The organism is Mycobacterium decipiens, assembly GCF_963853665.1.
Classification (GTDB): Bacteria; Actinomycetota; Actinomycetes; order Mycobacteriales; family Mycobacteriaceae; genus Mycobacterium; species Mycobacterium decipiens.
Genome location: NZ_OY970459.1, coordinates 5,161,133 through 5,175,218, shown reverse-complemented (window position 1 = coordinate 5,175,218; position 14,086 = coordinate 5,161,133). Strand labels below are relative to the sequence as shown.

At 67.2% G+C, this 14,086-nt stretch carries 7 protein-coding genes; all 7 read left to right on the top strand.

Going from position 1 to position 14,086, the window contains the following annotated elements; translation table 11 throughout:
- Window positions 1-2 precede the first annotated feature (2 nt).
- The 7 genes from AADZ55_RS22870 to pks13 all read left to right on the top strand — a co-directional run bounded on the left by AADZ55_RS22870 (window position 3) and on the right by pks13 (window position 14,083).
- Window positions 3-911, top strand: a complete 909-nt coding sequence (locus AADZ55_RS22870) for a decaprenyl-phosphate phosphoribosyltransferase (protein WP_085324635.1) — start codon at window positions 3-5, stop codon at window positions 909-911.
- The gene (gene aftB, locus AADZ55_RS22865; RefSeq protein WP_207569061.1) at window positions 886-2,883 is read left to right on the top strand and encodes a terminal beta-(1->2)-arabinofuranosyltransferase; all 1,998 of its coding nucleotides are present in this window, start codon (window positions 886-888) and stop codon (window positions 2,881-2,883) included. The genes AADZ55_RS22870 and aftB overlap by 26 nt, the downstream gene beginning before the upstream one ends.
- A 304-nt stretch (window positions 2,884-3,187) precedes the next feature.
- The gene (gene ag85A, locus AADZ55_RS22860) at window positions 3,188-4,204 is read left to right on the top strand and encodes a diacylglycerol acyltransferase/mycolyltransferase Ag85A (protein WP_085324634.1); all 1,017 of its coding nucleotides are present in this window, start codon (window positions 3,188-3,190) and stop codon (window positions 4,202-4,204) included.
- 165 nt (window positions 4,205-4,369) lie between these two features.
- Window positions 4,370-5,269 carry an esterase family protein gene (locus AADZ55_RS22855; protein WP_085324633.1) on the top strand — a complete coding sequence of 300 codons (900 nt, stop codon included), beginning with the start codon at window positions 4,370-4,372 and terminating at the stop codon, window positions 5,267-5,269.
- Between the two features lie 244 nt (window positions 5,270-5,513).
- On the top strand, window positions 5,514-6,524 hold the full coding sequence (locus AADZ55_RS22850) for a cutinase family protein (protein WP_085324632.1): 1,011 nt from the start codon (window positions 5,514-5,516) through the stop codon (window positions 6,522-6,524).
- A 321-nt stretch (window positions 6,525-6,845) separates the two neighbouring features.
- Window positions 6,846-8,735, top strand: a complete 1,890-nt coding sequence (fadD32, locus tag AADZ55_RS22845; RefSeq protein WP_085324631.1) for a long-chain-fatty-acid--AMP ligase FadD32 — start codon at window positions 6,846-6,848, stop codon at window positions 8,733-8,735.
- Window positions 8,736-8,746: 11 nt separating this feature from the next.
- Window positions 8,747-14,083 carry a polyketide synthase Pks13 gene (gene pks13, locus AADZ55_RS22840; RefSeq protein ID WP_085324630.1) on the top strand — a complete coding sequence of 1,779 codons (5,337 nt, stop codon included), beginning with the start codon at window positions 8,747-8,749 and terminating at the stop codon, window positions 14,081-14,083.
- Window positions 14,084-14,086: the final 3 nt, after the last annotated feature.

Sequence of the window (14,086 nt, the reverse complement as noted above, 5' to 3'; positions counted from 1 at the left end):
CTATGAGTGAAGACGTGATGACCCGGTCTCCGGCGAACTTGGTGGCCGGGGTGGCCAAGGCGATCCGCCCGCGCCAGTGGGTGAAAAACGTGCTGGTGCTGGCCGCGCCGCTGGCGGCGTTGGGCGGTGGTGTCCGCTACGACTACGTCGAGGTGCTGAGCAAGGTATCGGTGGCCTTCGTGGTGTTCAGCCTGGCGGCGTCGGCGGTCTACCTGGTCAACGACGTGCGCGACGTCGAGGCCGACCGGGAACACCCCACCAAGAGGTTCCGCCCGATCGCGGCCGGTGTGGTGCCCGAGTGGCTCGCGTACGCGCTGGCGGCGGCGCTGGGGGTGGCTGCCCTGGCCGCTGCCTGGATGCTGACGCCCAACCTGGCGCTGGTGATGGTCATCTACATCGGCATTCAGCTGGGGTATTGCTTTGGCCTCAAGCACCAAGCGGTGATGGATATCTGCATCGTCTCGTCGGCGTATTTGCTCCGCGCCATCGCCGGGGGGGTGGCTGCCAGCATCCCGCTGTCCAAGTGGTTCTTGTTGACGATGGCATTCGGATCACTGTTCATGGTGGCCGGCAAGCGCTACGCCGAGCTGCAATTGGCCGAACGCACCGGCGCTGCGATCCGCAAGTCGCTGGAAAGCTACACCAGCACCTATCTGCGGTTTGTCTGGACATTGTCGGCCACCGCGGTGGTCTTGTGCTACGGGCTGTGGGCGTTCGAGCGCGACGGCTACAGCGGGTCCTGGTTTGCGGTGTCGATGATTCCGTTCACCATCGCGATCCTGCGTTACGCCGTGGACGTTGACGGCGGGCTGGCCGGCGAGCCGGAAGACATCGCGCTGCGGGACCGGGTTTTGCAACTGCTGGCGCTGGCGTGGATCGCAACAGTTGGGGCCGCTGTTGCCTTCGGCTAGCCCCAAGCTCAACATCCTCCCGGTCGGGGTGCTGCCCCGTCGGCCGGTGGTCGGGCGGGTCAGCCGGCCGGTGTTTCCCTATGAGGCCATGGTCCGGGTCAGCCTGTGGGTCAGCGTCGCGCTGGTCGCCGTGCTGTTCGGGTGGGGGAGCTGGCAACGGCGCTGGATCGCTGACGACGGGCTGATCGTGCTGCGCACGGTGCGTAATCTGTTGGCCGGCAACGGAGCGGTGTTCAATCAGGGCGAGCGAGTCGAAGCGAACACCTCGACAGTGTGGACATATCTGCTGTATGCGGGGGGCTGGGTCGGCGGGCCGATGCGCCTGGAGTACGTGGCCTTGGCCCTGGCCTTGGCGCTTTCCGTGCTGGGAGTGGCACTGCTCATGCTGGGGGCGGGCCGGTTGTACGCACCCAGCCTGCGGGGCCGCCGCGCGATCATGCTGCCCGCCGGGGCGCTGGTCTACATCGCGGTGGCACCGGCGCGCGACTTCGCCACGTCCGGCCTGGAGAGCGGGCTGGTGCTGGCCTATCTGGGGCTGTTGTGGTGGATGATGGTCTGCTGGTCGCAGCCGCAGCGGGTCCGCCCGGACAGCCGGGCGTTCCTCGGTGTGCTGGCCTTCGTCGCCGGATGCAGCGTCCTGGTCCGGCCCGAACTGGCGCTGATCGGCGGGGTGGCGTTGATCATGATGTTGATCGCCGCGCGGACCTGGCGGCGCCGCGCGCTGATCGTGGCCGCCGGCGGCTTTCTGCCGGTGGCCTACCAGATCTTCCGGATGGGCTACTACGGACTGTTGGTTCCGGGTACCGCGCTGGCCAAGGATGCCGCGGCGGACAAATGGTCACAAGGCATGATCTATCTGTCGAACTTCAACCGGCCGTACGCGCTCTGGGTGCCGTTCGTGCTGTTGGTGCCCCTCGGATTGCTGTTGATGACAGCGCGCCGCCGGCCGTCCTTCCTGCGTCCGGTGCTGGCACCCGACTACGGCCGGGTGGCCCGCGCGGTACAAAGCCCGCCCGCGGTGGTCGCCTTCATCATCGGCAGCGGGGTGCTGCAGGCGCTGTACTGGATTCGGCAAGGCGGCGACTTCATGCATGGCCGGGTATTGCTGGCGCCGTTGTTCTGTGTGCTCGCTCCAGTGGCGGTCATTCCCGTGTTGCTGCCCGACGGCAAGGACTTCTCGCGGGAGACCGGCCGCTGGCTGGTCGGCGCTGTCAGTGCGCTCTGGTTGGGGATCGCGGGTTGGTCGCTGTGGGCGGCAAATTCGCCGGGAATGGGTGACGACGCAACCCATGTCACCTACTCGGGCATAGTCGACGAACGCCGCTTCTACGCGCAGGCCACCGGGAACGCGCACCCGGTGACGGCCGCCGACTACCTCGACTACCCGCGAATGGCCGCCGTGCTGGCAGCGCTGAACAACACCCCGGAAGGGGCGTTGCTATTGCCATCTGGCAACTACAACCAGTGGGACCTTGTGCCGATGATCCAGCCGCCGCCGGGGACTGCCTCGGGAGCCAAGACGGCGCCAAAGCCACAGCACACGGTGTTCTTCACCAACTTGGGCATGCTGGGCATGAACGTCGGCCTCGATGTCCGGGTAATCGACCAGATCGGGCTGGCGAATCCGCTAGCCGCGCACACGGAGCGGTTGAAGCACGGGCGTATCGGCCATGACAAGAACCTGTTCCCGGACTGGGTGATCGCCGACGGCCCGTGGGTGAAGTGGTACCCGGGTATTCCTGGCTATATCGACCAGCAGTGGGTGGCGGAAGCCGAAGCGGCCCTGCAATGTCCGGCGACCCAGGCGGTGCTGAACTCGGTGCGCGCCCCGATGACCCTGCACCGATTCCTCTCCAACGTGCTGCATTCCTTTGAGTTCACCCGGTACCGCATCGACCGCGTTCCGCTCTACGAGCTGGTCCGGTGCGGGCTCGATGTGCCAGACGGGCCCGGTCCGCCACCGCGGGAGTAAGCGGTGTTCGGTGCGCGCCGTACGGCGATACTGACAGCAATATCACAATCGCGTCGCGGCCAGCGGCGACTAAAGCCCAGATACATGCGGAAACGCCAGTTCAGGGGCGCTACGTCGGGTCCGGAAATCACCGTGGGTGACCGCCGGATAGGGGTTTCGGCGGCGCGCTCGGTGCAAGTGGGCACTCGAAGTTGTGGTTGACTACACGGGCACTGCGGCGCCGGGCGCCGGCAGTCTGACCTAATTCAGGATGCGCCCACACGTATATGGATGCGCTTACAGGATAAGGATGAGGAAAGCAAGGATGAAGCTTGTGGACAGAGTTCGCGGCGCCGTCACGGGCATGCCGCGTCGACTCGTGGTCGGGGTCGTTGGTGCGGCCCTATTGTCTGGTCTGATCGGCGCCGTCGGTGGCGCGGCGACCGCGGGGGCATTTTCCCGGCCGGGCCTGCCGGTGGAGTACCTGCAGGTGCCGTCGCCGGCGATGGGCCGCAACATCAAGGTCCAGTTCCAAAGCGGCGGTGCTGACTCGCCGGCGCTGTACCTGCTGGACGGCCTGCGCGCGCAGGATGACTTCAGCGGCTGGGACATCAACACCCCGGCGTTCGAGTGGTACTACCAGTCGGGTCTGTCGGTGGTCATGCCGGTGGGCGGCCAGTCCAGCTTCTATTCCGACTGGTACCAGCCTGCCTGCGGCAAGCTCGGTTGCCAGACCTACAAGTGGGAGACCTTCCTGACCAGCGAGCTGCCCGGGTGGCTGCAGGCCAACAAGCATGTCAAGCCCACCGGCAGCGGCGTCGTCGGTCTTTCGATGGCCGCCTCCTCGGCGCTGACCCTGGCGGTCTACCACCCCGAACAGTTCGTCTACGCGGGAGCGATGTCGGGCCTGCTCGACCCGTCCCAGGCGATGGGACCCACGCTGATCGGCCTGGCGATGGGTGACGCCGGCGGTTACAAGGCCGCCGACATGTGGGGCCCGAAAGGCGACCCCGCGTGGCAGCGCAACGACCCGTTGTTGAACGTCGGGAAGCTGATCGCCAACAACACCCGCCTCTGGGTGTACTGCGGCAACGGCAAGCCGTCGGATCTGGGTGGCAACAATCTGCCCGCCAAGTTCCTCGAGGGTTTCGTGCGGACCAGCAACATCAAATTCCAGGATGCCTACATCGCCGGTGGCGGCCACAATGCCGTGTTCAACTTCCCGGACAGCGGTACGCACAGCTGGGAGTACTGGGGCGAGCAGCTCAACGCTATGAAGCCTGACCTGCAACGGACGCTGGGTGCCACGCCCAACACCGAGCCCGCCCACCAGGGCGCCTAGCCTCGCAACGAAAACAACGAATCTAACGGCGGCGACCCCCTGGTCGCCGCCGTTAGATTTTCCTGGCTCCCGCCGTGTGGCGTGTGGTTAGCTACCTGCGGGCCGGGTTTGCCGCGGCGGCTAGACGCTGTGTGGCACACAGCGCTACACGATGGAGGTGGGCAGATGAGGGGTCGGTCAGCGCTGCTACGGGTGCTCTGCGTTGCCGCACTGTCACTCGGTTTGGGCGGTATCGCGGTAACCGCAGAATCGACGACCAAGGCCGCGCCTTACGAAACCCTGATGGTGCCGTCGCCGGCGATGGGCCGGGACATTCCGGTGGCCTTCCTGGCCGGCGGGCCGCACGCGGTGTATCTGCTGGATGCCTTCAATGCCGGCCCGGATGTCAGCAACTGGGTCACCGCGGGTAACGCCATGAACACGTTGGGCGGCAAGGGGATCTCGGTGGTGGCGCCGGCCGGTGGCGCGTTCAGCATGTACACCAACTGGGAGCAGGATGGCAGCAAGCAATGGGACACCTTCCTGTCCGCCGAGCTGCCCGACTGGCTGGCCGCGAACAAGGGCCTGGCGCCCGGTGGTCATGCCGCGGTCGGCGCTGCCCAGGGTGGCTACGGGGCGATGGCGCTGGCCGCCTTCCACCCCGACCGGTTCGGCTTCGCCGGCTCGATGTCGGGCTTCCTGTACCCGTCTAACACCACCACCAACGGCGCGATCGCGGCGGGCATGCAGCAGTTCGGCGGTGTGGACACCAACGGAATGTGGGGAGCCCCACAGCTGGGCCGGTGGAAGTGGCACGACCCGTACCTGCACGCAGGTTTGCTGGCGCAGAACAACACCCGGGTATGGGTCTGGAGTCCGACCACCCTGGGAGCCAGTGACCCCGCCGCCATGATCGGCCAGGCCGGCGAGGCGATGGGTAACAGCAAGATGTTCTACACGCAATATCGCAGCGTCGGCGGGCACAACGGACACTTTGACTTCCCGGCCGGCGGTGACAACGGTTGGGGCTCGTGGGCGCCGCAGCTTGGCGCGATGTCGGGCGATATCGTCGGTGCGATCCGCTAGCCAGGCACCGGCGCGAGCGGCCGGGCGGCGCTGGGGACCGCCGCCCGGGTAGGCGTCGAAGGACATTGCGACCGGGCGGGGCCGTGCCACGAGCCGGTACCGTGTAGGGAGTGCACTGAGGGCGGATGGCCGCGTCGTCGCGCGGCCGGGATTGCGCGTTGGCGGTGCGGCCGCGCGACACCACCGCCAACCGCGTTCGCACCGTGCCTATCGGGTGCGTTACCGATTCTGTTAGCAGGAGAACATGGCCAAGACCGCCCGGCGTAATCGCCACCGAATCCTTGCCTGGATAGCGGCCGGCGCGATGGCGACCGTCGTGGCGCTGGTCATCGTGGCCGTGGTGACCATGCTGCGCAGCCCCGAATCGCCGCCCAGCGCGGTGCCGTCGGGCGTTTTGCCGCCGGGGCCCACCACGTCGCACCCGCGCAAGCCCCGGCCCGCCTTCCAGGACGCGTCCTGCCCCGACGTGTTGTTGATCGCGGTTCCCGGAACGTGGGAGTCATCGCCGCTGCAGAACCCACTGAATCCGGTGCAGTTTCCTAAGGCGTTGCTGCTCAACGTGACTGGGCCGATCGCCCAGCAATTCGCCCGCACCCGGGTGCAGACGTACACGGTTGCATACACGGCACAGTTCCACAATCCGCTGACCACGGACAATCAGATGTCCTACAACGACAGCCGGGCAGAAGGCACCCGCGCGATGGTGGCGGCCATGACCGACATGAATAACAAGTGCCCATTGACCAGCTACGTACTGGTCGGCTTTTCGCAGGGAGCGGTGATCGCTGGTGATGTCGCCAGCGATATCGGCAACGGCCGCGGACCCGTGGACGAGGACCTGGTTCTCGGTGTGACGTTGATCGCCGACGGCCGTCGTCAGCAGGGGGTGGGCAACCAGATTCCGCCCAGCCCGCCGGGCGAGGGCGCTGAGATCACCCTGCACGAAGTCCCGGTGCTGTCCGGGCTGGGCTTGACCATGACCGGCGCGCGGCCGGGCGGTTTCGGCGCACTCAACGGCCGGACCAACGAGATCTGCGCCCAGGGTGACCTGATTTGCGCCGCCCCGCAGGAAGCGTTCAGTCCAGCCAACCTGCCGACCACGCTGAACACCCTGGCCGGCGGCGCCGGCCAGCCGATCCATGCGATGTATGCGACCCCCGAGTTCTGGAATTCGGACGGAGAACCCGCGACCGAATGGACGTTGAAGTGGGCGCGTCAGCTTGTCGAGAACGCGCCGCATCCCAAGCATGGGTGACCTCTCCCGGAGGCCATGGGTGCTGGGTAGCGGCCAGCCCACGAAACGGGCACTCCGACACCGCCTCGAGTGCGGCGATAGTGGCGGCCAACAGCGGTACCTTGTGATTTGGTCTGTCGCGCACCGCCCCTTAACATTAAGAGAAAATTAAGAGCATGTGGATGACCCGGTCGGGTCAAAGCCGGCTGCGAACAGTGCCCGCCGAAGCGAGCGCCGTCGGGGCCGACACGCGCGCAGACGTGACCCGTCGGCGGATCCGACACCCAAGTTGTGCCCGCCGGCAGAGCCGGCCTAGATGGTTTGTGACAGGAGAGTAGTGGGATGGCGTACCACAACCCGTTCATCGTGAATGGCAAGATCAGGTTCCCGGCTAACACCAACCTGGTTCGTCACGTCGAGCGATGGGCGAAGGTTCGCGGCGACAAGCTGGCCTATCGGTTCCTGGACTTCTCCACCGAACGCGACGGTGTCGCGCGCGACATCCTGTGGTCGGACTTCAGCGCCCGCAACCGTGCCGTGGGAGCCCGCCTGCAGCAGGTCACCCAGCCGGGCGACCGCATCGCCATCCTGTGCCCGCAGAACCTGGACTACCTCATCTCCTTCTTCGGTGCCCTGTACTCCGGCCGGATCGCGGTGCCATTGTTCGACCCGGCCGAGCCGGGGCACGTCGGCCGCCTACACGCGGTGCTCGATGACTGCGCCCCATCGACGATCCTGACTACCACCGACTCCGCCGAAGGGGTGCGCAAGTTCATTCGCGCCCGCTCGGCCAAGGAGCGACCCCGCGTCATAGCGGTCGATGCGGTGCCCACCGAGGTCGCCGCCACCTGGCAGCAGCCCGAGGCCAACGAGGAAACCGTCGCTTACCTGCAATACACCTCGGGCTCCACCCGCACCCCGACGGGCGTGCAGATCACCCACCTGAACCTGCCCACCAATGTGGTGCAGGTGCTCAATGCGCTGGAGGGACAAGAAGGTGACCGCGGTGTCAGCTGGCTGCCGTTCTTCCACGACATGGGACTGATTACGGTGCTGCTCGCATCGGTGCTCGGCCACAGCTTCACCTTTATGACGCCCGCGGCGTTTGTGCGTCGGCCCGGTCGCTGGATCCGCGAACTCGCGCGCAAACCCGACGACACCGGGGGCACCTTCTCGGCCGCGCCGAACTTCGCGTTTGAACACGCCGCGATGCGCGGGCTGCCCCGAGACGATGAGCCGCCACTGGACCTGAGCAACGTCAAGGGCATCCTCAACGGCAGCGAGCCGGTGTCGCCGGCGTCGATGCGCAAGTTCTTCGAAGCGTTTGCGCCATACGGTTTGAAGCAGACCGCCGTCAAGCCGTCCTACGGGCTGGCCGAGGCCACGCTGTTCGTCTCGACTACCCCGATGGACGAGTCGCCCACCGTGATCCACGTGGACCGGGACGAGCTGAACAACCAGCGGTTCGTCGAGGTGGCCGCCGATGCCCCGAACGCGGTCGCCCAGGTCTCCGCGGGCAAGGTCGGGGTCAGCGAATGGGCGATCATCGTCGACACCGAGACGGCCAGCGAGCTGCCGGACGGGCAGATTGGCGAGATCTGGTTGCACGGCAACAACCTGGGTACCGGCTACTGGGGCAAAGAGGACCAGACCTCCGAAACCTTCAAGAACATCCTCAAGTCGCGGATCAGTGAGTCGCACGCCGAGGGTGCGGCCGACGACGGCCTGTGGGTGCGCACCGGCGACTACGGCACCTACCACAAGGGACACCTCTATATTGCGGGCCGGATCAAGGACCTGGTCATCGTCGACGGCCGCAACCACTACCCGCAGGACCTGGAATACACGGCGCAGGAATCGACCAAGGCGTTGCGCGTCGGATATGTCGCCGCGTTCTCGGTCCCGGCCAACCAGTTGCCCCGGACGGTGTTCGAGGACCCGCACGCCGGCCTGAAGTTCGACGCCGAGGACACCTCCGAGCAGCTGGTGATCGTCGGCGAGCGGGCCGCCGGTACGCACAAGCTCGATCACCAGCCCATCGTTGACGACATCCGCGCGGCCATCGCGGTCGGGCACGGGGTAACCGTGCGTGACGTGCTGCTGGTGTCGGCGGGCACGATTCCGCGAACCTCCAGCGGCAAGATCGGGCGCCGCGCCTGCCGGGCGGCCTACCTCGACGGCAGCCTGCGCAGTGGCGTGGGTTCCCCGACGGTCTTCGCCACTTCGGATTGAGCCCGGCAACCATGACTGACGTAGCGGAGCCCCAAGGCAGCCCCGGCGCCGACGGAGACGCGGGACACCCGCCCGCCAAGAGCGACCTGACGGTCCCCGAGATGCGCCAGTGGCTGCGCAACTGGGTGGCAAAGGCCGTCGGCAAGTCACCGGATTCGATCGACGAATCGGTGCCGATGGTGGAACTCGGGTTGGCGTCGCGGGACGCCGTGGCGATGGCCGCCGACATCGAAGACCTGACCGGTGTCACGCTGTCGGTGGCGGTGGCCTTCCAACACCCGACCATCGAATCGCTGGCAACGCGGATCATCGAGGGCGAGCCCGAAACCGCCGACGACGACATTGATGTCGTCGATTGGTCGCGCAACGGCCCGGCCGAGCGCGTCGACATCGCGATCGTCGGTTTGTCCACTCGGCTGCCCGGCGACATGAACAGCCCCGAAGAGACCTGGCAGGCGTTGCTGGAAGGTCGCGACGCGATCACCGAGCTGCCCGAGGGGCGCTGGTCGGAATTCCTCGAAGAGCCGCGGCTGGCCGCGCGCGTCGCGAACGCCCGCACCCGCGGCGGCTACCTGTCGGACATCAAGGGCTTCGACTCGGAGTTCTTCGCGGTGGCCAAGACCGAAGCCGACAACATCGATCCGCAGCAGCGCATGGCGCTGGAGCTGACCTGGGAAGCGCTCGAGCACGCCCGCATCCCGGCGTCCAGCCTGCGCGGTACCGCGGTCGGCGTCTACGTCGGCAGCTCCACCAACGACTACAGCTTCCTGGCCGTCTCCGACCCGACGGTTGCGCACCCCTACGCGATCACCGGCACCAGTAGCTCGATCATCGCCAACCGGGTGTCCTACTTCTACGACTTCCACGGCCCGTCGGTCACCATCGACACCGCGTGCTCGAGTTCGCTCGTGGCTGTCCACCAGGGGGTGCAGGCGCTGCGCAACGGCGAGGCCGACGTGGTCGTCGCCGGCGGGGTGAACGCGTTGATCACGCCCATGGTGACCTTGGGCTTCGACGAGATTGGCGCGGTGTTGGCTCCCGACGGCCGGATCAAGTCGTTCTCCGCCGACGCCGACGGCTACACCCGCTCCGAGGGCGGCGGAATGCTGGTGCTCAAGCGGGTGGATGATGCCCGTCGCGACGGCGATGCGATCTTGGCCGTGATCGCGGGCAGCGCGGTCAACCACGACGGCCGGTCCAACGGCCTGATCGCGCCCAACCAGGACGCGCAGGTCGAGGTGCTGCGCCGGGCCTACAAGGACGCCGGCATCGATCCGCGCACCGTCGACTACATCGAGGCGCACGGCACCGGCACCATCCTGGGTGACCCGATCGAGGCCGAGGCGCTGGGCCGCGTCGTTGGTAAGGGGCGTCCCGCCGACCGGCCCGCGCTGCTGGGCGCGATAAAGACCAACGTCGGACACCTGGAGTCGGCGGCCGGTGCGGCCAGTATGGCCAAGGTGGTGCTGGCGCTGCAGCATGACAAGCTGCCGCCGTCGATCAATTTCGCTGGACCCAGCCCGTACATCGACTTCGATGCGATGCGCCTGAAGATGATCACCACGGCAACCGATTGGCCGCGCTACAGCGGTTACGCGCTGGCCGGGGTGTCCAGCTTCGGCTTCGGCGGTGCCAACGCGCACCTGGTGGTGCGCGAGGTCCTGCCGCGCGACGTTGTCGAGCGGGAACCGGAGCCCGAAGCCGCGCCACCCGTAGACGCGGCACCCGCTGAGGCGCCCGCGCTGGAAAGCCACTCGTTGCGGTTCGACGAGTACGGCGAGATCATCACCGACGCACCCACCAATTACGAAGCCGCGGAGGCCGAGCCCGAACTGCCCGGCGTGACCGAGGAGGCGCTGCGGCTCAAGGAAATCGCGCTGGAAGAGCTTGCGGCACAAGAAGTTACGGCACCTTTGATCCCGCTGGCGGTGTCGGCCTTTCTGACCTCGCGCAAGAAGGCCGCCGCCGCCGAGCTGGCGGACTGGATGGAGGGCCCCGAAGGGCGCGCCTCGTCGCTGGAATCGATCGGCCGGTCGCTGTCGCGGCGCAATCACGGCCGATCCCGCGCGGTGGTGCTGGCTCGCGACCACGACGAGGCCATCACGGGTCTGCGGGCGGTCGCGCAGGGCAAGCAGCGGCCGAATGTGTTCAGCGTCGACGGGCCGGTCACCACCGGCCCGGTGTGGGTGCTGGCCGGGTTCGGCGCGCAGCACCGCAAGATGGGCAAGAGCCTGTATTTGCGCAACGAGGTCTTCGCCGAGTGGATCGAGAAGGTCGACGCGCTGGTCCAAGACGAACTGGGCTACTCGGTGCTCGAGCTGATCCTCGACGACTCGCAGGACTACGGCATCGAAACCACGCAGGTCACCATCTTCGCGATCCAGATCGCGCTGGGTGAGCTGCTCCGCCATCACGGCGCCAAGCCCGCCGCGGTGACCGGCCAGTCGCTGGGCGAGGCCGCGTCGGCCTACTTCGCCGGCGGCCTGTCATTGCGCGATGCCACCCGTGCCATCTGCTCCCGCTCGCATCTGATGGGCGAGGGCGAGGCCATGCTGTTCGGCGAATACATCCGGCTGATGGCGCTGGTGGAATACTCCGCCGACGAGATCAAGACGGTGTTCTCCGACTTCCCGGATCTGGAGGTGTGCGTCTACGCGGCACCCACCCAGACCGTCATCGGCGGCCCGCCCGAGCAGGTTGACGCGATCATCGCCCGCGCGGAAGCCGAGGGCCGCTTCGCCCGCAAATTCGCGACCAAGGGCGCCAGCCACACCCAGCAGATGGACCCGCTGCTCGGCGAGCTCGCCGCGGAACTGCAGGGGATCAAGCCGATGAGCCCGACGTGCGGCATCTACTCGACGGTGCACGAGGGTAGCTACATCAAGCCCGGTGGCGACCCCATCCACGATGTCGACTACTGGAAGAAGGGCCTGCGCCACAGCGTCTACTTCACCCACGGGATCCGCAACGCCGTCGACAGCGGCCACACCACCTTCCTGGAGCTCGCACCCAACCCGGTGGCGTTGATGCAGGTGGGCCTGACCACTGCGGCGGCCGGGTTGCATGACGCGCAGCTGATCCCGACGCTGGCCCGCAAGCAGGACGAGGTCTCCTCGATGATCTCGACCATGGCGCAGCTCTACGTGCACGGCCACGATCTGGACATTCGGACTCTGTTTCCCCGGCCTGCCGCCGGGCCGCTGGGGCCCGAGGACTACGCCAACATCCCGCCGACTCGGTTCAAGCGCAAGGAGCACTGGCTGCCCGCGCACTTCTCCGGGGACGCTTCGGTGGTCATGCCGGGCAACCATGTTGGGCTGCCGGATGGCCGGCACGTCTGGGAGTACGCGCCGCGGGACGGCAAGACGGATCTGGCCGCGTTGGTGAGAGCCGCTGCGGCGCAAGTGCTTCCGGACAGCCAATTGAGCGCCGCGGAGCAGCGGGCGGTGCCCGGCGAGGGCGCCCGGCTGGTGACAACGATGACTCGCCATCCCGGTGGCGCCTCCGTTCAGGTGCACGCCCGCATCGACGAATCGTTCACGCTGGTCTACGACGCGCTGGTGGCGCGCGCCGGGCAGCAGGGCGCATTGCCGACCGCGGTGGGCGCGGCGACGGCGATCGGGGTTCCGGCGCGAGCGCCCGTCGCCGGGGAAGTTCCCGCGGACGACCAAGACGCGGAAACCCTGTCGGACAGTCTCACCAACCGCTACATGCCGACCGACATGACCAGATGGTCACCGGAATCCGGCGAGACCATCGCCGAGCGGCTGGGTCTGATCGTCGGGTCGGCCATGGGTTACGAGCCCGAGGACCTGCCGTGGGAGGTGCCGCTGATCGAGCTGGGCCTGGACTCGCTGATGGCGGTGCGGATCAAGAACCGGGTCGAGTACGACTTCGACCTGCCGCCGATCCAGTTGCAGGCGGTGCGCGACGCCAACCTCTACAACGTCGAGAAGCTGATCGAGTACGCGGTCGAGCACCGTGATGAGGTCGCCCAACTGCACGAGCATCAGAAGACGCAGACGGCCGAGGAGATCGCCAAGGCGCAGGCCGAACTGCTGTACGGCAAGGCGGGCGGCGGCACCGAAACCCCGGCGGCCCCGGAGGCGGCGGATGCCGCGCCGCCACCGCCGGCGTCGGACCAGCCGATCCCGCCGCCGCCGACGGAGCAGTCGGGGCCGTCGGGCAATGGCGGGCAGCCGAACCTCGCCGGAGCGGCCGAAGCGCTCAATCAGCAGGCCGTCGCCGCCGCGCTGAACTCCGACGTGCCCCCACGCGACGCCGCCGAGCGGGTCACTTTCGCCACCTGGGCGATCGTCACGGGGAAGTCGGCCGGCGGCATCTTCAACCCGCTGCCCAAGCTGGATGATGCCGCGGCGGCCAAGATGGCGCAGCGTCTCTCCGAGCGTGCCGAGGGCCCGATCAGCGTCGAGGACGTGCTGACGTCGTCCAACATCGAGGCGCTGGCCGACAAGGTGCGTGGCTACCTGGAGGCCGGCACGATCGACGGGTTCGTCCGTACCCTGCGGGCGCGGCCGGACGGCAGCTCGAACCCCCCGGTGTTCGTGTTCCATCCGGCCGGTGGCTCGACGGTGGTTTACGAGCCGCTGCTAAACCGGTTGCCGGCGGACACCCCGATGTACGGCTTCGAACGGGTCGAGGGGTCGATCGAAGAACGTGCGGCGGCCTACGTGCCCAAGCTGATCGAGATGCAGGGCGACGGGCCCTACATTCTGGTCGGCTGGTCGCTGGGCGGTGTGCTGGCCTACGCGTGTGCGATCGGGCTGAAACGGTTGGGTAAGGACGTCGCGTTCGTGGGTCTGATCGACGCGGTGCGCGCCGGCGAGGAGATTCCACAGACCAAGGAGGAGATCCGCAAGCGCTGGGACCGCTACGCCGCCTTCGCCGAGAAGACGTTCAACGTCACCATACCGGAGATCCCTTACGAGCAGCTCGAAGAGCTGGACGACGAGGGTCAGGTCCGGTTTGTGCTGGAGGCCGTGAAGCAGAGCGGTGTGGAGATTCCGGCCGGCATCGTCGAACACCAGCGCACCTCGTATCTGGACAACCGGGCGATCGACACCGCCGAGATCCAGCCGTACGACGGCCACGTCACCCTCTATATGGCCGATCGCTACCATGACGACGCGATCATGTTCGAGCCGCGGTACGCCGTTCGCCAGCCGGACGGCGGCTGGGGCGAGTACGTTTCCGACCTCGAGGTCGTGCCGATCGGTGGCGAGCACATTCAGGCCATCGACGAGCCGATCATCGCCAAGGTGGGTGAACACATGAGCCGCGCGCTCGGCAACATCGAGGCGAAGCGGACAAGTGAGGTAGGCAAGTAGTGA

What these genes read in the sequence shown, in the direction of transcription:
- fadD32 (WP_085324631.1), top strand. Translation starts at nt 6,846, where the DNA reads ATGGCGTACCACAACCCGTTCATCGTGAATGGCAAGATCAGGTTCCCG.
- AADZ55_RS22850 (WP_085324632.1), top strand. Translation starts at nt 5,514, where the DNA reads ATGGCCAAGACCGCCCGGCGTAATCGCCACCGAATCCTTGCCTGGATA.
- ag85A (WP_085324634.1), top strand. Translation starts at nt 3,188, where the DNA reads ATGAAGCTTGTGGACAGAGTTCGCGGCGCCGTCACGGGCATGCCGCGT.
- AADZ55_RS22855 (WP_085324633.1), top strand. Translation starts at nt 4,370, where the DNA reads ATGAGGGGTCGGTCAGCGCTGCTACGGGTGCTCTGCGTTGCCGCACTG.
- AADZ55_RS22870 (WP_085324635.1), top strand. Translation starts at nt 3, where the DNA reads ATGAGTGAAGACGTGATGACCCGGTCTCCGGCGAACTTGGTGGCCGGG.
- pks13 (WP_085324630.1), top strand. Translation starts at nt 8,747, where the DNA reads ATGACTGACGTAGCGGAGCCCCAAGGCAGCCCCGGCGCCGACGGAGAC.